At 69.9% G+C, this 17,290-nt stretch carries 14 protein-coding genes and 1 pseudogene; 5 read left to right on the top strand and 10 right to left on the bottom strand.

Going from position 1 to position 17,290, the window contains the following annotated elements; genetic code table 11:
* Positions 1–163: 163 nt before the first annotated feature.
* The 3 genes from GLX30_RS31575 to GLX30_RS31565 form a co-directional block, all read right to left on the bottom strand.
* Positions 164–1,054 (bottom strand): serine protease, encoded by an 891-nt coding sequence (locus tag GLX30_RS31575; RefSeq protein ID WP_159694349.1) that lies wholly within the window; start codon positions 1,052–1,054, stop codon positions 164–166.
* 272 nt (positions 1,055–1,326) lie between these two features.
* The gene (locus tag GLX30_RS31570; protein WP_244258341.1) at positions 1,327–2,016 is read right to left on the bottom strand and encodes a GNAT family N-acetyltransferase; all 690 of its coding nucleotides are present in this window, start codon (positions 2,014–2,016) and stop codon (positions 1,327–1,329) included.
* Between the two features lie 594 nt (positions 2,017–2,610).
* Complete coding sequence (locus tag GLX30_RS31565; protein WP_159694348.1) at positions 2,611–3,051, bottom strand: VOC family protein; 441 nt, start codon at positions 3,049–3,051, stop codon at positions 2,611–2,613.
* A 543-nt stretch (positions 3,052–3,594) separates the two neighbouring features.
* Here GLX30_RS31565 and GLX30_RS31560 point away from each other — a divergent pair.
* Positions 3,595–4,638 (top strand): LacI family DNA-binding transcriptional regulator, encoded by a 1,044-nt coding sequence (locus GLX30_RS31560; protein WP_159694347.1) that lies wholly within the window; start codon positions 3,595–3,597, stop codon positions 4,636–4,638.
* A 91-nt stretch (positions 4,639–4,729) separates the two neighbouring features.
* On the opposite strand, the gene GLX30_RS31555 is transcribed toward GLX30_RS31560, so the two are convergent.
* The 5 genes from GLX30_RS31555 to GLX30_RS31535 form a co-directional block, all read right to left on the bottom strand.
* Positions 4,730–5,440 carry a sulfite exporter TauE/SafE family protein gene (locus tag GLX30_RS31555; protein ID WP_159694346.1) on the bottom strand — a complete coding sequence of 237 codons (711 nt, stop codon included), beginning with the start codon at positions 5,438–5,440 and terminating at the stop codon, positions 4,730–4,732.
* Complete coding sequence (locus GLX30_RS31550) at positions 5,437–6,825, bottom strand: amidohydrolase family protein (RefSeq protein WP_159694345.1); 1,389 nt, start codon at positions 6,823–6,825, stop codon at positions 5,437–5,439. The genes GLX30_RS31555 and GLX30_RS31550 overlap by 4 nt, the downstream gene beginning before the upstream one ends.
* A complete protein-coding gene (locus GLX30_RS31545) occupies positions 6,822–8,222 on the bottom strand; it encodes a uracil-xanthine permease family protein (RefSeq protein WP_244258340.1) in 1,401 nt (466 codons plus the stop codon). The genes GLX30_RS31550 and GLX30_RS31545 overlap by 4 nt, the downstream gene beginning before the upstream one ends.
* Positions 8,223–10,046: 1,824 nt before the next feature.
* Entirely contained in the window at positions 10,047–12,032 is a 1,986-nt protein-coding gene (locus GLX30_RS31540; RefSeq protein ID WP_159694344.1) for a VCBS repeat-containing protein, read from the bottom strand.
* A 210-nt stretch (positions 12,033–12,242) separates the two neighbouring features.
* Complete coding sequence (locus GLX30_RS31535; protein WP_159694343.1) at positions 12,243–12,923, bottom strand: class I SAM-dependent methyltransferase; 681 nt, start codon at positions 12,921–12,923, stop codon at positions 12,243–12,245.
* A 543-nt stretch (positions 12,924–13,466) separates the two neighbouring features.
* Here GLX30_RS31535 and GLX30_RS31530 point away from each other — a divergent pair.
* The 3 genes and pseudogenes from GLX30_RS31530 to GLX30_RS34485 all read left to right on the top strand — a co-directional run bounded on the left by GLX30_RS31530 (position 13,467) and on the right by GLX30_RS34485 (position 14,104).
* Positions 13,467–13,670 (top strand): hypothetical protein, encoded by a 204-nt coding sequence (locus tag GLX30_RS31530; protein WP_159694342.1) that lies wholly within the window; start codon positions 13,467–13,469, stop codon positions 13,668–13,670.
* 20 nt (positions 13,671–13,690) lie between these two features.
* Positions 13,691–13,824: pseudogene (locus GLX30_RS35595) on the top strand (IS5/IS1182 family transposase); the annotation flags it as partial.
* 133 nt (positions 13,825–13,957) lie between these two features.
* Positions 13,958–14,104: an aromatic amino acid lyase gene (locus tag GLX30_RS34485; RefSeq protein WP_167306775.1), complete on the top strand. Its 147-nt coding sequence runs from the start codon at positions 13,958–13,960 to the stop codon at positions 14,102–14,104.
* Positions 14,105–14,635: 531 nt separating this feature from the next.
* Here GLX30_RS34485 and GLX30_RS31525 read toward each other — a convergent pair.
* The gene (locus GLX30_RS31525; RefSeq protein WP_244258339.1) at positions 14,636–14,998 is read right to left on the bottom strand and encodes a hypothetical protein; all 363 of its coding nucleotides are present in this window, start codon (positions 14,996–14,998) and stop codon (positions 14,636–14,638) included.
* Positions 14,999–15,869: 871 nt separating this feature from the next.
* Between GLX30_RS31525 and GLX30_RS31520 the strand changes: the two genes are divergently transcribed.
* Complete coding sequence (locus GLX30_RS31520; protein WP_159694340.1) at positions 15,870–16,349, top strand: diadenosine tetraphosphate hydrolase; 480 nt, start codon at positions 15,870–15,872, stop codon at positions 16,347–16,349.
* Between the two features lie 264 nt (positions 16,350–16,613).
* Here the strand turns inward: GLX30_RS31520 and GLX30_RS31515 are convergent, their stop codons facing one another.
* Positions 16,614–17,024, bottom strand: a complete 411-nt coding sequence (locus GLX30_RS31515; RefSeq protein WP_159694339.1) for a Rid family hydrolase — start codon at positions 17,022–17,024, stop codon at positions 16,614–16,616.
* Between the last annotated feature and the right edge of the window lie 266 nt (positions 17,025–17,290).

Here is a 17,290-nt window from a genome sequence, read left to right as displayed (position 1 = left end):
TCGGTGGAGGGAATCCAGTGCCCGCCCGATCCCCTATCCGGCAGGGGACATCAGAAGGCCCGGATTCCGCCCATCATGTGCGACTACGGCCGCCCCGGTGATTCCTTGTGCAAAACGCGGCCCGACCGAGGCACCCGGGGCGGTCCGGCACCGCCTGGCTGCGTCAGCGCCGCAGCAGTTGCTTCATCCGCTTGCCCTCGGGGGACTCGGCGAGGGTGTCCCAGAGCTTCTTCGAGCTGGTGGAGGTGTAGACACCGGGCGCACCCTGCTCACCGCAGCCCTCGCCGTACGACACGATGCCGATCTGGTACGTACGGCCCGCGACCTTGCGAAACAGCGGTCCGCCGCTGTCGCCCTGGCAGGAGTCCTTGCCCTCGACGCCCGCGCAGACGTTGACGGCCTTGTTGTAGCCCGGGTACGTCGCCGTGCACTCGGCGTGCGAGAGCAGCGGCACCTTCACGCCGCGCAGCCGGTCGGGGAAGCTGGGCACCTCGGTGTCGGTGTTGCCCCAGCCGATGACCGTCGCCTCCGCGCCGGGGCGAAGCAGGGCATCGGTGCCGGCAGTCGGCATCTTCACGGCGGCGGTGCCGGTGACCGGCTTGGCCAGCTCCAGCAGCGCCAGGTCGTACGCCTCGTCCCCCTTGACGTAGCGGGGGTGCGAGACGATGCTCCGCACGTTGCGCAGCTGCCCCTGGCGCTTGTCGGACAGCACGGTCCGGCCGACCGTGACCTCGAGTTGCTTCGGCTTGGTGCCCGTCACACAGTGCGCGGCCGTCAGCACAACGGTGTCGCTGACCAGGCTGCCGCCGCAGAACTGGCGATCGGCAGGGCTCTTGGAGCCCTTGCTCAGCAGGGCCGCCATCCAGGGGTGGGCGCCATTGGACTGCTCCACCCCACCGATGATCCTGACGCCGGGCCTCGTCCGCTCCTCGCCGGGTGCGGTCTGCGCCGTGGCCGTGGTGCCGGCCGATCCGACAAGGGCCAGCGCCGCGCCCGCCACCAGCCCGGCGGAGGTTATCCGGCGAAGGCGGTGGCGGCTCGGGGAAACACTCATGGGGGTTGGTCTCCACTTCTGACTACGGACGCCGAAGGGCCTGCCTCGCAAGGTCGTTGACCCGTCGGCACTGTCGAGTCATCAGAGGGGGAAACCTCGCGGGAGGTTCACTCGAATCCGGGGGTTTTCCGGTTCCGGGCCCTCGGATCGGCGGGCTGGCGGTGCCGGCAGATCACCGCCCCGTTGTCGGTCGTCGTCCCGTGGACCGGGCCTGCCGCACATGGCTCAGCGTTTGCCGCGCCAGCGGCCCGGCAGAGCGGCCCGGCGGGCGGTCACTGCCAGAAGCGGCCGTGTGCCGGGCAGGTCCGGCCGGTCCCGCTCAGGTGATGTGCCGGTGCCAGCCGGTCTAGCGGGCCTGTTCCCGTCCACGCAGAGCGACGTCCGTCGGCTGTGCGCGCGTCGTGTGTCCGTGCCCGCTCCCGCGGGGGATTCGCGGCGATCTCCTCGGCCCTACAGCGGGACGTGGATGTCGAGGACGGGTCCGACGGCACTCGGGGCGATGCGTCCAAACTCGCCAGGACGTGGAGCATCGGCACGTTCTGCGCAGCGACCGCCGCGGTCAAGGTGTGGTGGCCCGCCCGGCGGGCCACGTCGGCGGCGTGTGCGGCCAGGGCGGTGCCCAGCCCCTTGCACTGCCAGGCGTCCTCAACCAGAACGGCGAGCTCGCCCACCCCTTGCCGGTCGGTGCGCATCACGTTGGTCATGGCGATGATGTGGTCCATGCGCTGGGCCGGGGTGGTCACCAACGTGGTGCCGCGCGCAGAGTCGGACAGCAGGCGCCATCCGGCGGGCGAGAGCTGGGGTTTGCCGGCGTGGTAGCGCAGGGCTCGGCTGCCTGGCGAGCAGCGGCGATGCAGTGCCTGGACCGGTTCGAGATCGGCGGGTGTCACTTCGCGGGTCTTGGTGGCGGTGCCGTTGGTCAACGTGATCGGGTGCGCGGTGTCTTGGCCGACGTCGGGCATGCGATGGTCTCCTGGCGATGGCATACGTGACGGGCGTGCGGGCGGACCTCTCGTCGGATGTCCGCTTCGGCACACAAGCAGTCTTTTGCCACTGCCCGCCCGGCTCAAGGGGGGTTTACGCCAAGGCGATTACGTTTCGCATTTGACACGTGACTCAAAGGAGTCGGCGGGACCAGGAAGGCGCAGGTGACTGTCAACGCTCACCATGCGGTTCCCTCGCCGAGCGTCCGTTGGCGGCGACCGGGGGAAAGCCCGGCTGGATCATCCACCGGGCACGACGGGGACCCGTCCTTGCGGACGCGCCCGAACTGCAAGGTACGCCGGGTGCACGACTCCTTCCTCACCGCGGGACATGTCCCAGGGCCGCCAGGACCGAGAAGTTCGACGACCGATTCACTCCGCACGCCTTCGCCCGGCCCGCTGCAGACTCAGCGCGACTTCGACCGCACCTGAGCCGCTCTTACAGTGCCGCGGCCGCTCGAGTACACACCGCTGCGCCGCTGCCTGCTGCGCCTGTCCTCAGAGCTGCTGTGGCAACCGTTCTGAGGGAGGTGCCGGCCGAACGGGTAAGGCCAAGCGGGTCACGTCACCTTCTCAGCGCAGTTGCTCGGCCAGTCCGACGATGATGCCCTCCGGGCCGCGGACGTAGCAGAGCAGATAGCTGTCCTCGAACCGGGCGATCTCGCCGACGAGTTCGGCGCCGTGAGGGCGTAGGCGGGCAACGGTGCCCTCGAGGTCGTCGACGGCGAACATGACGCGGTGCGTGCCCAGAATGTTGTGCGGCCGGTTGCGCGCCCCGGCGCTGATCACCGCGGGGCTGCGGTACTTCGCCAGCTCGAGCCGGCTGTGACCGTCCGGGGTCCGGACCATCGCGATGTCACAGTGGACGCCCTCGAGTCCGGTGCACTGGTCGGCGACGGGGCCCTCGACCTCCGCCCTGCCCTCCAGCTCCATACCGAGTTCCACGAAGAACGCGATGGCGGCATCCATGTCCTCGACGACGATGCCGACGTTGTCCATCCGCTGAATCGCCATGCTGATTTCTCCTTCTTCTTCGTGCGGCCGGTGGTGTCCGCTGATGTCCCTGGGACGGAGCCGGTGGCACGTTCTCGACATCCTCGGACCACCGAACTCCGTAAATTCTTGGATCGCGCCTCAGCACCGCTCCAGCAGACCCGCGAGCCGGCCGCCACCATCGCGGGTGTGGGCGGCGCAGGTGCCCGCTCCCGCGAAGACGATCAGTCGCAGCGTGCCGCCCCCGCTTCTCCATGCTTCCTCGACGATTCGCAGCGTGCGCGCTTGAGCATTGCGCCTCCCAAATGATTCACGGTGCCGGGGCCACCCCTGGCGGTGGCCGTCGCGGTGTAGATGCCGGTGATGGTCAGGGCGCCGGCCCGGGGATCCGCCTCCAGCATTACGGGAGCGAGGTTCGGTACCGCACCACCTGATCGAGCCTCTGGCGGAGGGGTCCCACCGAACGGCGAGGTCGCCGTACCGGGGGCCCCGGGACGGCGACCTCGCCGTTCGGCGAAGATGGGGGTGTCACTGGTCCTCAGCACGCGAGGAGCGTCCGCGCAGATGCCCACTTCCGGATCCGGCCCGAGGCCGCCGACGATCGCCGATGTCGCACGGATCGCCGGGGTGTCGCGCACGACGGTCTCGCACGCCCTCAACGGGCTCGGCAAGGTCGACCCCCGGACCCGTGAACGCATCAAGCAGGTTGCGGCCGAGCTCGGTTACCGACCCAACCTGCGGGCGCAACGGCTGCGGCGCGGGCAGGCGAAGGCGATCGCGCTCGCCTCGTCCATGCCGTTCGCGGTGGCCGGAGGGCCGTCCCGGCTCGGGTTCTACATGGAGGTCGCCGCCGCTGCCGCCGAGAGCGCCCTGCTGCACGACTACGCGCTGGTGCTCGTGCCGCCGGTACAGTCCCGGTCGGCGCTGTACTCCGTCGACATCGACGGGGCCATCGTCGTCGAGCCCGACGTGGACGACGCGGCGGCCGCGCAGTTGAAGGAGCGCGGGTTGCCGTACGTGGCGCTCGGCCGGCCGGTGTCGCCGGACGAGGACGCCCCGTACGTGGATCTGCGCGGCGGGCTCGTCGCCGAGCAGTTGCTGGCCCATCTGCGCGAGCAGGGGGCGCGGCAACCGGCCCTGATCATCGGCTCCGGCTCACGGCACTCGTCGGTCGACGCGCGCGCCGCCTTCGAGCGGGTGGCGAAGGAACACGGGTGGGCACCGATAGTGGCGACCGCTCCGGAGGCAGGCGGTGAGCAGGCCGGCTACGAGCAGTGCGCGGCCCTGCTCGCCGAGCACCCCGGCATCGACGCCGTGTGTGCGCTGGTGGACGCCTTCGCGGTGGGCGCGGTCCGGGCCATCCGGGACAGTGGGCGCGCCGTCCCGGACGACGTCATGGTCGTCACCCGGTACGACGGTCTGCGGGCCCGTACCTGCGAGCCGCCTTTGACCGCCGTCGACCTGCGTCTGGACCGGGCGGCGGCCGACGCGGTGGAGCTGCTGCTGGGCAGGTTGCGCGGCGACGCCGCCGCCCCGACGGTGGCCACGGCGCCCGAGCCGCGGGTGATCGCCCGTGCTTCGTCACTGAGGGGCACGGCCGGGCCGTGAGCCCCGCCGCCGGGACCGGGCCCTCGGCGGCGAGGCAACGGGCAGTGGCGCGTGGGCCGTTCGCACGGCCGGGGCCCAGAACTTCGTACCGTCAGATCCCCAGCATGAGGACCAGTCCGGAGACCAGGGCGAAGACGAGCACGAACAACCGCATCCGCCGCGCGTCGAGGCGGTGGTGCACCAGGCGGCTCAGCCACGCCCCCGCCGCGATCGCGGGCACCAGTGCGAGGGCCCACCCGAGGTCCGCCGGGTTCCCCTCCCCCGTGGCGAACAGCAGCAGCAGCGAGGCGACTTCACCGACGAGGAAGCACGCCGCGACGGTGGAACGCAGCTCGCCGGGCGGCCGGTGCTGGTAGACCAGCGCCAGCGGCGGACCGCCGACCCCCGTCGCGGTCTCCGTCAGGCCGGTCACCGCGCCCGCGCCCACGTAGGCGGCCCGTCCGGGCGTGAACGCGGGCGCGGCCAGGCTCACAACGGCCGCCAGCACGGTGGCGATGCCCACGAACAGGCCCAGGCTGCGGTCGGGGATCAGCCACAGCAGCGCCAGACCGCCGGGCGTGGCGGCGAGCCGCGCCGCGGTGATCCAGCCCGCGCCGCGCAGGTCGAGCGAGGCCCGCTCGCGCCAGGCGACATACACGTTGAGCGGGATCATCGACGCCAGGACGAACACCGGCAGCAGGCCGGGATCGAGGAGGCCGGCCACCGGGGCGACGATCAGGGCGAATCCGAGTCCGCTGCTGCCCTGGACGAACGCGGCGGCGGTCACCGTGACGGCGAGCACCGCCAGAGTCTCGGTGGTCACCGTACGGTGCTCGCTTCCCGTGCCGCCGTGGAGGTGGGGTGCACGCGGGTGATGGCGGCCCTGCGCACCGCGGCGCGGGCGATTCCGGCCGCCCGACGCACCAGGGCCTCACCGTCCCAGCCGACGGGCGCACCGCGCCACAGACGCATGCGTCCTTCGACGAACACGGCGGTGATCTGGTCGCGGTTGCCACGCCGTACGAGCTCCCACGGCAGGTCCCAGGAGAGCGCCAGCTCCGGGTTGGTGACGTCGACGAGGAGGAAGTCGGCGGCCAGTCCCTCGGCGATCGTGCCGGTCCGGGCACCGAGTCCGACGGCGTCGGCGCCGCCGCGTGTGGCGTGCTCCAGCCACGTCCAGCCGGCCCCGCACGACGAGTCGCCGGTGACCAGCCCGTACGCGAGCCGCTGGGCGAACTCGGCCGCCTCGGTGAGCCGGAACCCGTCGCCGCGGGTGCCGTCGGTGCCGAGCCCGAAGCGGATGCCGCGTTCGGCCATGGTGGTGGCGGGCGCGACGGCGTTCCCCTTCCAGGCGCTGGCGACGGGGTTGTAGCTCACCGCCGTCCCGGTGTCGGCGAGCAGGGTGAGCTCGCGCGGGGTGAGGAGGGTGGCGTGGGCGGCGAGCAGCTGGGGGCCGAGGGCGCCGATGCTGTGGAGGTGTTCGAGGGGGCGGAGCCCATGGAGTACGAGGGAGCGTTCGACGCCGGCCAGGTGCTCGTTGACGTGGATCTGGACGACCGCCCCCGCCTCGGCGGCGAGGCGGGCGGTGTGCCGGAGGGTCTTCTCCGTGGCCGCCTCGGGGATGGACACGGCGAGGGAGGGATGGATCAGCGGGTCGCCGTCGTAGCGGAGGAGGTGCTTTTCTGCGCTGTCGAGGACGGACGGGTTCTCGTCGTCTGCGTCGTTGCAGACGAGTCCCAGCACGCAGCGGATCCCGGCGTCCCGTGCGGCGGACGCGATCACCTCGATGTCGACGTCCGCGCGGGTTCCGGCGTCGGCGACGGTGGTGAAACCGCCGCGGAGGGCTTCGAACGCCGCCAGCTTGGCCGCCACGTAGGCGGCTTCCTCGTCCAGCGCACCCTCCAAAGGCACCCAGACCCTGCGGAAGATCTCCGACGGCTCCCCGAAGGCGAGTGCGGAGCCGAAGCTCTGCGTGAGGTGGTGGTGGGCGTCGACGAAGCCGGGCATCAGCAGGTGTCCGGGAAGGCGTACGGGGTCGAGGTGCGGATGCGTGCGCGCCAGTTCCCCGGCGGGCCCCACGGCGGCGAAGGAGCCGTCGGTGACGACTACCGCATGGCCGTCGGCGGGGCCCTCTGGCAGGAGGACGGCGTCCGGTACGAGGAGGAGCGGGCCGGGGCCGTCGAGGAGACTGGGGGTGGGCTGGTTCATCGGTCGCTTTCCGTGCGGGCGGTGGACAGGCGGGCGGCAACGCCTGGCCTGACGTGATGGAAGAGGATGTTGAGGACAGCGGCGACGAACGCGCCGACGGCGACGCCGCTTTCGAGGAGGATGCGGACGTTCGGCGGGAAGCCTCCGTACACGCCGGGGACGAGGATCGGCAGCAGGCCGAGGGCGAGGGCGACGGCGCAGATGAAGGTGCTGGTGTGCCGGTCGAGGTCGGAGCGGCCGAGCATCTGGACGCCGAGCACGGTGATCACGGCGAAGACGACCATGGCGGTGCCGCCGACCACGGCGGACGGGATGACGCTGATCGCGCGGGTCACGGGTGCGAGGAACCCGATGCCGATGAGGACGACGCCGGCAGCGGCGGTCACGAAGCGGCTGCGTACGCCGGTGACCCGGACAATGCCGATGTTCTCGCCGCTGGTGACCATGAGGGGCAGACCGAAGAACCCGCCGAAGAGCGAGGTGAGCGCGTCGCCGCGAACGGTCTTGGGGACATCGGCGCGCTTGTCGATCTCCTTGCCGACGGCCTCGGCGTTGATGACGGTCTGGCCGGTGGCCTCGGCCATGGAGGCGAGGCTGTAGAGCATCAGCGGCAGCGCGGCGACCAGGTTGAACTGGGGTGAGCCGAACGGCATCAGCTGCGGCACGGTGAGCAGACCGCCGTCGGTGGCACGGCCGAGGTCGATGCTGCCGAGGACCGCGGCGAGGCCGGTGCCGGCGAGGAGTCCGAGCATGACGGCGAGCTGGCGCAGGATGCCGCTGGAGAGCAGGTAGAAGGCGACGGTGAACCCGATGGTGGCCATGCCGAGAGCGAGGTTCGCGGGATCGGCGAAGCCGGGCTCGCCGGGGCGGCCGGTGACGAGGACGGCGCCGACCTTCACCAGGTTGACGCCGACGATGACGATCATCGTGCCGATGACGAGGGCCGGGAAGAAGGCGAGCAGCCGGGAGAAGACGGGCAGCACGACAAAGTAGAAGGCGGCCGTGAGGATGACCGCGCCGGTGGCCGTGGGCAGTCCGTGCTGCTCGGCGATGGCGAGGAAGAGGATGAGCGGCGCTCCCCCGGGCAGCATCACGAACGGCAGCCGGGGCCCGAACTTCCACGGCCCGAGCGACTGGATCAGGGATCCGACGCCGGAGAGCACGAAGGCCGCGGAGAGCAGGTTGACGGTCAGATCCGGGTCGAGGCGGAGTGTCGCGCTCATCAGGAAGATCGCCGAGATGGGCGTGGCGGCCATGACGAGGACGTGCTGGATGCCGAAGAGCAGGATCCGGCCGAGGGGGCGGGATTCGTCGACGGGGTGAGGTGGGGCGGGTGCGGGTGCGGGTGATCCTTGTTCCGCACCCGTTCCGGGCAGGGTCTGGCGGGGTCTGGACACGTTCGGGCTCCGTTTCGGGCGTTCGGCACGCTCGGTTTTCAGCCGCGATCCGGCCCTGGACGGAGAGCCAAATCGATTTGGCCAAATCGATTTGGCCGCCAGTATCCGAGGGCGGCCGCCGACCGTCAAGGGGGCGGGGTGGTACGCCGGCGTCGGTGGCTGTCTCAGGCCCTCATCGAGTTTTGCTCGCGCTCGAGCCGCCCGGGAAGGAGCCGCCCCGCGTCCACACGTACCGGCTCGGCAGCGACGACCGGTCAGGTCCGTCGGTCCGCCGCGTCCGGTTTGCACAGTCCCGGCCACGTCCATCCGAGGGGTTGATCGAGCAGCCGGAAGGTGGGCGGAGCCTTGACGTTCGCCGGGGACGGCGGAGAGCAGGAACCGGCGGTCATGACGGGAGCGGAGCAGGGACAGGGGAAGGGCAAGGGCGCGCGAAGCCGACCGATGACGTGCTCAGCGAACTCACCAGGGACTCCGGCAGGCACCGGGCCTTGCGGCCACGGCATCCACCTGCGCCTGGGCCGGCAGCCGGCTCGAATCGAGATGCGGGTCGCGTCCTCCGCCCTGCTCAAACCTCTTCCCCACGCTGCGCATGACCCTGCCGGCCGAAGAGGTCGGCCTGCGCCCGGAGACCCCGGACGTCTACGGAGTGAAGAGCCTCCCAGCCACCTGGACTGCATGAACCAATGAGTAATGCGCGTCGTGACGGTCGGCAGGCGTCCGACCAGGGGCGACGGCAGGGCGATCGTCCTGTCGACCGACCGCCGACCCACGGCGAGTCGAGTTCCTCGTGACGGGTCGAGTGGCCTCCTCACGAACGCATGAGAGCCACCGCGTCACCGCCGGCGGTCGGCCGGCCACTGTTCTGCCTGCCACTCCTCCTCAGCGGTTTCCGCCGCAGCCGGCTCGCTGAATACAGGTTCGACGAAGACGTGCCGGAAGTCGGGCAGGGGGGCTACCGGAGATTGCTGGCGACGCGGAATCGTCTCACCGGGGGTGCGTGGGGTCGAACTGGGGGTCAACGGTGCTCCTGGTGTCGTGAATAGCGCTGGGCGACGGGCCGGCATGCGGCTCAGCCGTCGACGACGCAAGAAGGGCAAGCGAGACGTGCGACGCCAACAGCATTGTGCCGCACAAGCGTTCGAGATGCGGCATGGCGCGGCACGGACGTCATTCGCCGAGCAGCGAATCAGAGAGAACGCAGCAACGTTCTGCCCGATGGCACACAGGCCCGCAGACGATTCTTACCAGACCTTCGTACCTCCCTGCCTGGAGTTGAGTCCCGAACAGGTCATGGACCCGGTGCAGCGGCGCGTACCCGTCCGCACGTCACGCCAGCGGGCACCCGACCCGTTCGACCACACACGCTCGGCCGGGCGGTGCGCCACCCCCGGATCGGAATCGCGGAGAGGTGAAGCACCGCTCGACGCCACCGCGGACCAGAAACTTCCCGATGCCGTTGTCAAGCCGCTGACGCTGCCGCGGGGCCCCTGGCAGCACGGGTGGCTCAGTCGCCTCGGATACAGGCGTTCAGCATCACCCGGCAGCCGAAGCCGACCAGGCGGACAGCGCCATTGGGGCGAGGCGAGCCCGTGTGCCTGACGGGACGGGTCGCAGCCGGCCCCTACGGGCCGCCTGGACGCCGACCTGGACGCGTGTCTCCTCGCCCGTTCTTGCCATCAGCGTGGTGAGTCCGCGGCCCACGTCCGCCGAGTGCACAGGTTGCAGAATGCCCGCCCGCGCCGCGTACGAGCTTCGGAGGTCGCCAACACACCGTGCCTTCGCCAAGCCCGACGAAACTGACACCCACCGCGGCTGTTTCGATGGTCAGGCAATGTGGTTGTACGAGCCGGTCGTTCCGAAGAAGACCGAGCTGGCTTCCCGCTTGCGGAAGGGCGCCGCTGCGCTGCCGGTGCCTTGATAGAAGTAGGCGACTCCGTCGGGTGTCGTGGCGAAGAGGTCGGGACGGCCGTCGCGGTTGCCGTCGCCGATGCCGGCGAGGTGGGTGTAGTCCTGCCAGCCGCCGCCGATCTTCACGCGGCCGGCGAACGTGCCGTCGCCGCGGCCCTGGTAGAGCCACAGCCCCCCAGCCCTGTCCCGGGCGACCAGATCCCCGGCCGCACCCCCGGCGAGGTTCCCGGTGGCCTCGATGCTGTTGTAGATCTGCCAGCCACCGCCGACCAGTCTGGTGCGGGTCTCGTCGAGGCGCCAGAGGTCCTCCGGAGAGGAGGCGGTGTCCTCCAGCCACAGGCGTCCGGCGTTGTCGCGGGCGAGGATGTCCGGGGAGCCGTTGTCGGTGAAGTCGTGCGGCGCCGCCTTGCGCTGGACGGTGAAGGTGCCGGTGGCGGTCGCGGTGGGGCCGATACCGTTGGTGGGTGTGGCCTCGACGGTCCAGGTGTACGCCCCGTTCGGGGCGTTCCTCCCGGTGGCACCGTCGTGGAGCAGCCCGTCCCAGATCAGGTCGACCCGCTGGGGGTCGGGGTTGGGGCCGTTGCCCGGGGCCAGGTGAGCGACCTGGGCGAGTCCGGTGCGTGTGTGCCGGATCGTTGCCGTGAAGGTGACGTTGAGCCGTGACAGGCGCCACGCGAGGGGGACCGCGCCGCGGTTCTTGTCCAGGTCGATCACCGATGGGACGGTGTGCCCGATGACCGTCACCGCGGTCGGTTCGCCGGTACTCGCCACCAGCGTCGCGGTCGGTGTCCCGGTTGCTGTCGGGGCGATGCGGTAGAGGCCCTGCCCGCCGGACAGGGTGCCGCCCATGGCCAGCAGGCTGCCGTCGGGTGACGGAACGATCGTGGACACCTGTTCCAGCAGCTTGCGGGACGGACCGCCGGTCACCGGTACAGCTGTCAGGGCCAGACGGTGCTGCGGATCGCCGTAGCGCAGGTCGCTGGCGCTCGCATACGTCAGCCAGTTGCCGGTCAGGTTGATGACCGGCTTCCACAGGCCCCTTATGGCCTCCCGCCTCGGCGGCGCGCTGCTGCCCCGCTCGGCGACATTGAGGATCATCGTGCTGCTGAAAGGTGCTGTTGCCTCGAACCAGGCGATGTGGGTGCCGGAGAGGGCTGCATCCGGGCTCGGGGCGTGCGCGCCGACACCGTAGGTCTGCGTGACGGCGGCCGTCGTGAGGTCGACGAGCGCCAGGTGCCAGCGAGAGGCTTCGAGCTCGCCGGTGCGGTAGCTCAGTAGTACCGCTCCCGCGTCCGCCCCCTTGATCCGGATGTCCAAAGCGCCAGCGGGCAGGCCGGTCACCGCACGGTCTGACAGCGACGTGCCGTTCCGGGTGACCAGATGCGCACGCTCGCCGTCAGCGGCGGCGGACGCGGCGATCACGACATCTGCGACCGCGCCGACGTACCGGTGACTGCGGCTCAGGGTCCGCAGGTCGATGGTGACGGGCGCGGCGCCGGACGCCGGCTCGTAGACGGTGGCCCCGTCGGGGTAACGCGAGAACTCGGTCATGGACTGAGGCATCACGACCGTGTCGGAGAACGCGCCGAAGTACTCGGATTCTTTTGCCTGTCCGTCCAGGCGGGTCAGGAGGATGCTGGAGCCGTCCGCATAGCGGGTCCAGCGCACGTCCCCGTCCTTCTCCGAACTGGCGAACCCGATCGGGCCTGCGCTGATGACCTCCGCCCCGGGCTCCAACTGCAGATTAGTCGCGTCCGCCTTCACCCCGGTCGCGGCATCGGATGCCACCGTCTCGGTGGGCGGCGCGGCCGCCGCCGGGACTGCGGAGGTGGCCGCGCACACGGCGGCCCCGATCGCCATCGCCGCGGTCATCCGCTGACGTGTCGTGCGTGCGTGCTTCACTTGAGAATGTCCCTCCCGTGGTGTCCCGCGAACCGGTGGCCGGCGGGTGTCCGCACGCGTTCCGGGCCTCCCCAGCCCCTGTCGCGTCGGATGATCGCGGATCGTAGCAATCGGCCCGGCAAGATCTGCTGACACCGCCACCCTCCGGGGTTGCCACCCGAGACGAGCCGCCAACGTGCAACGACCTCCCCGGTGCATTGCCGATCCGTGCTACGTGATGTCGTCGGCTGCCTTTTTTCCTGGCTTTCGGGCCAGGAGATACGCCTGCTGACCTTGTCGGGACTTCTCCTGCTCATTCGGCTCGCGGATCAGCCGTGCATCCACCATCAAACCGGCCTGGCTCAGCAACTCGGCGATGCGGTCGGGCGACACCCAGTAGACGTCGAGGGAGAGCTCGTGCCCGTATGCATGCTCCAAGTGCCGGAGCCTGTCACCGGCCTTGAAGGCGATCAGCAGGTGGCCGCCCGGAGCCAGCACCCGGTGGAACTCTGCGAACACAACCGGCAGCAGCTCCGGCGGGGTGTGGACGGTTGAGTACCAGGCGATGATGCCGCCAAGACGGCCATCCGCCATGTCCAGTTCGGTCATCGACCCTTCGTCGAACTGCAGGTCCGGATGCCTGCGGCGGGCAACCGCAACCGTCTTCGGGGACAGGTCGATTCCGAACGTGTTCACCCCGAGGGACTGAAGGTGTGCCGTCACGTGGCCGGGCCCGCAGCCGACGTCAGCGACGGGCCCGGCGTCGAGGGCCCGCGTGAGCTCGGCGAACATGCGTATCATCGCGCGGCCGTACAGGTCGCCTTCGAACGCGGGAGGCACGAGCTTCGCGTAGTCGAGGGCAACGGTGTCGTAGGCCACCCGGGTGGCGTGCAGGTAGGTCGGCTCGTTCATGGCTGAGGACACTAGTGCCCACCTGCTGCTCTCAGTTGTCCACCACCGAGCTGCGACCACTGCCGCGTGAGAGCTTCTGCGGGTTCAGCCCATGGGTGCGCGGGCCGGGCACCACCTCGGCCCCCTGACCCCTGATGCTGCGGTCAGCCCGCGGGGTGACGGTCGCCACTGAGTCAGGGCCTCGGCCAGGTGAGGCAGGCCCAGCTCGCCGGCCGTATTGCGGATGCGTGTGAGGGGGGAGCAAACCCAGGGCCGTGAGCCGGAGGTCGACACGATTGCGCTCGTCCGCTTCCCGGACGAGCTGCCCGGACTGGTCGGCCCGCACGCGGACTGGTTGGAGCCGACTGTCTGCCGGTACAACGTGGGCGCCGCGTTTTCGCGCCGCCTGAATCGCGCCCCGGGAAGGCGGGCTCGTGCGGGGCACCTCTGAGCTTGCTCAAATCGGCAGTAACACGGCGGCATGCGGGGGACGCTGCCCCGTGAACCAGGACATGAGTCTGCGGTTGTCCGCGGACCCCTGGAGACTGAGGTGGGGTGGCACCAGTGCAGTTGTGGGTGGTGATCGGCGGTTTCGCGGCGGTCGTCGTGCTCTATGGAGCGATCCAGTGGGCCATCGACGTGCGGCGCGAACGTGACCATGGCAGTAACAGTCACTGGAAGACTCCTGTCGACCCGGCCGACCATGCCGGTGGCGCATCGGGTCAGACGATCTCCATGGGCGACGGGGGCGGAGGGAACTCGTCATGATGCAGGGAGGTCGCTGCGTGCCGGCGATTGCCCGCCGTGGAACGCGGCACGGCACCGGGCTGGGCACCTCCGGCGGGTGATCGAGCGGAGATTCGCGTGGTTGCACGGCTTCCGACGCCTGCGGATCTCCGGGGAGCGTCGGGGCGACATCCACCGAGGCCTTCCCAGGCCGGCCTGCCGCCTCGTCACCCACCGAAGGCTGAGCTCCTTCGTGGTGGCTGGGTATGCACTGCCGGATACGGCAAAGCGCACCCGACATTTGGAGGATGGCCACCTTTCGGAGGCAGATGCGGCACGGGGCAAACCGCTGGACGGTCTTCGACGGTGGCATGGCGCAGTTCTGCCCGGCCGCGCTCATTGGCGAGGTCGATCCGTTCAGCGAGCGGATCTCGGAAGCACGCCCGCACCTGTTCGTGAACTGGCGCGAGATGTGAGCACCAGGCCGACTCACGCGAGCGCCAGGGCACACTGCAGTGCTCGTAGTACCCGGTAGACGGCTCACGTCATTGTGTTCCGTACGCGGCGCTGTTCCAGCATTGCGGTAGGACGGCCGGCCGACGTCGTCGGCATCCACCGTCCCGCTCCGCCGCCCAGCAGGCCGCCCTCGATCCCCCGCATGTACGTCGTCACGGTTGATCACACCCTGGAGAGGCCAGGGTCACCCCTGCACGGCGCTGAAACGCTATTGGGCCGGCTGGTGGTCGACGACGGTGCCCTCGCGCTGGCGACCTGGCCGATCCCGCCTCCGCCCTGTTTCTCATGCGTGGCCGATGAGTTGAGGGCCGTCAGGAGGCGGAGCAGACAGCTGCACCCGGGTTTGCCGTGGTTTGGTGTGGTGCGGTGTGGTGTGGTTCCAGGTCGGCGCTCGCCTCGCCGGCCCGGAACCACACGTCAAAGGGCAGTACACGGCCCGACTCGGCCGCCCCAGTTCAGGCGTTGCACCGCCCGGTACGCGTCACCCGCGTCTACTGGACGCGATGGCGGCGGCGGGTGATCAGGAAGGCTCCGGTGCAGGCGCTCAGTGCAGCCATGGCACCACCTACGGCGGTCACCGCCGTGCCGGAGTTCTGGCTGCCGCCGATACCGCCCCGGGCCGCGGCGCCGGCCAGCACGGTGAACGAGGCGTTCGCGGTCCGACCGTCGCACCGCACTGTCAGAGTGTGGGCGCCGGGCGTGGCGGTGTTGGTCACGCGTGCGGTGGCGGTCGTAGTCGTTCCGGCGGGCAACTGCACGGTGGGGAACGCCGCGGAGGTGACCGTGCCGCCACGGGTGCAGCCCGAGGCGGTGACCTGCAGCGTCGCGCCCTGATGCACCTGCGACGGACTCACTCTCACATTCGAGGGCCCCGCGGCGGCGGGCGTGCCACCCGCCCACGCTGCGGACGAGGACCACACCAGCACCACAGCTGCTCCGGCAAGAGCGGTCCGGACCCGTGACAACCTGCGCATAACACTCCTCCCGTGGAAGACACGCCCCGACAGGCCGCCGGGGGGATCGGCATCGCGCCTCCCGTACATCACCCTCGACACAAACCCGGACAACGGCACGCCCACCCATCCCCTGTCCCGCTTGGAAAATGGGTGAAAGTGCAGGTCACCGGCGCAATGCTCCCGGGTGGCCGTGGGTGACCTGATTGATGCAAACAGCCCACCAGCTGTCCGGCCGGGAATTCCGACGCAGCCGCGACCGGATCAACATCAAGGCCACGAGCGGCGCACGAGGGAGGGGCGAGGCGCAGTCACGGTGACCCGCACGGGGGCTCGCCCGGCTGATCGTCGGTCACGGACTTCCCGCCTCGGGGTGGGCCGGCATCCTCGCTCGGGCCGTGGTGGTGGTCGAGGGCTTCTGCCGAGCGAAGGCGTCGGCATGATGCTCCAACGCGTGGAGCAGCAGGGGCAGCCAGCTCTTGATCAGGCCAGGCTTCCTCGGGACCGGGCCGAGGAGACAGCCGGTGATCCACAATCGAGCAAGCATGCTAGCGACCACGATGCGCCAGGGCTGTTGTGGGCGTGGCCCGCCAGTCGGCCGTCCGGTACACCTGTTGCGCACTTATGCAACGGACGGCCGCCGCCTGCCTGTCCGCCCGTGATCCCTGTCATGCGCTGCGGTGCGTTCGCGGTGCGTCGTTGGCCCTTGAGGTGAGTGGGGAGGGTGGGGAACGAAGAGCGGGGTTTGATCACCTGCGGGTAGGTTCTGGCCATGACGGGTGACTGGCGGATGGATCGGATCGGGGCTTCTCTGCGTGGGGAGAACCCGACCGTGCTGCGGCGGCTTGAATCCGGTTTCGCGGTGATGGGCGACGTTCAATTCCTGCCGGGCTATTCGGTCCTTCTGGTGGACGAGCCGGGTGTGCAACGGTTGTCTGATCTGCCGAGGGCCAAGCGGCTGTCGTTTCTGTCCGACATGGACCGACTCGGAGAAGCGGTTGAGCGGGCCTGTCGGCGGCTGGACCCTGATTTCCGCCGGGTCAACCTGGAGATTTTGGGAAACACTGATCCGTTCTTGCATGCCCATGTCTGGCCGCGCTTCGAATGGGAGCCGGCCGAGTTGGTGGGCAGGCCGGTGTGGCTGTATCCGCGTGAGCGGTGGAGTGACGAGCGGTTCAGGCTCGGTCCGCAGCATGACGTGCTGCGGGATGCGATCGGCAGCGAAGTGGATCGGTTGCGTTCGATGGACTGACGGCTCGGGCGGGCCCGGAGATCAGTAACGGCCGGTGGAGGCCACGGAGTTCTCCACGGCGGAACGATGGCAGTGATGGCCGTGGGGACGGAAGGCCGAGCGGCTTTCGGGATCGCCGGAAGCGCGACGATGGTCACCGGCTGCTGGCAGTGCAGACAGTCCCGCGTCGCGTCCGGGCCGCCGGGGGGCTGCCCACCCATGACGACCTGCCGCAGCCGGAATCGCTGATTGTTCGGATCGCGCACACAGAGCGCGGTAAGTCGGTCAGACGTCATGTACTGCGGCGACGGCCTCGATCTCGACAAGCTGGTCCTTGTAGCCAAGCACAGTGACGCCCATCAAAGTGCTGGGGACATCGTGGTCTGCGAAGGAGTCCCGGACTACTTCCCAGGCAGCCACCAAATCCTCCCTCCGGGCGGATGCTACGAGAACCCTCGTACTCATGACGTCCTGGAGCGAAGCGCCGGCGGCGTGGAGAGCGGTCTGCATGTTTTCGACGGCTTTCAGCGCCTGACCTGCGTAGTCCCCGATCGCTGCCGTTGAGCCGTCGTCGTTCAGTGGACATGCCCCCGCGAGGAAGATCAGGCGGGCCTCGGCAGGCGCCGTGGCTGCATATGCGTACTCGGCGACGTCGGACAGGGAGGCGGAGCGGATCAGAGTGATGGCACGAGCCACGATCGTCGGGTCCTTTCCATGGTGGTGAGCGCGGACATCCTGCCAACGGCGCGTTGGTGCCGTCTTCCCCCTTTTCACCGGCCCACGGCACCGCATCGGGTGCGGAGTGTCGCCGAGGCGTTGGTCGGGTGCGGGCCAGGGGGCGCCGCCAGCGGAGCGGAGACCACGATGTCCGCCGCAAGGCTGAGACGCCGGTTGATGGAAAGGGAGGCGGAGAGTTCCAGTCATCTTGCCCTCTACAGACACCACTTGGACAAACGCTTGGG

Source organism: Streptomyces sp. Tu 2975 (assembly GCF_009832925.1).
Lineage (GTDB): Bacteria > Actinomycetota > Actinomycetes > Streptomycetales > Streptomycetaceae > Streptomyces.
The sequence above is the reverse complement of the archived record's forward strand: the minus strand, read 5'-3'. Positions and strand labels throughout refer to the sequence as shown.

Bases quoted from the DNA above. Each gene is read 5' to 3' on its own strand.
- GLX30_RS31575 (WP_159694349.1), bottom strand. From the start codon at position 1,054: ATGAGTGTTTCCCCGAGCCGCCACCGCCTTCGCCGGATAACCTCCGCC.
- GLX30_RS31570 (WP_244258341.1), bottom strand. From the start codon at position 2,016: ATGCCCGACGTCGGCCAAGACACCGCGCACCCGATCACGTTGACCAAC.
- GLX30_RS31565 (WP_159694348.1), bottom strand. From the start codon at position 3,051: ATGGCGATTCAGCGGATGGACAACGTCGGCATCGTCGTCGAGGACATG.
- GLX30_RS31560 (WP_159694347.1), top strand. From the start codon at position 3,595: ATGCCCACTTCCGGATCCGGCCCGAGGCCGCCGACGATCGCCGATGTC.
- GLX30_RS31550 (WP_159694345.1), bottom strand. From the start codon at position 6,825: ATGAACCAGCCCACCCCCAGTCTCCTCGACGGCCCCGGCCCGCTCCTC.
- GLX30_RS31535 (WP_159694343.1), bottom strand. From the start codon at position 12,923: ATGAACGAGCCGACCTACCTGCACGCCACCCGGGTGGCCTACGACACC.
- GLX30_RS34485 (WP_167306775.1), top strand. From the start codon at position 13,958: ATGCGGCACGGGGCAAACCGCTGGACGGTCTTCGACGGTGGCATGGCG.
- GLX30_RS31520 (WP_159694340.1), top strand. From the start codon at position 15,870: ATGACGGGTGACTGGCGGATGGATCGGATCGGGGCTTCTCTGCGTGGG.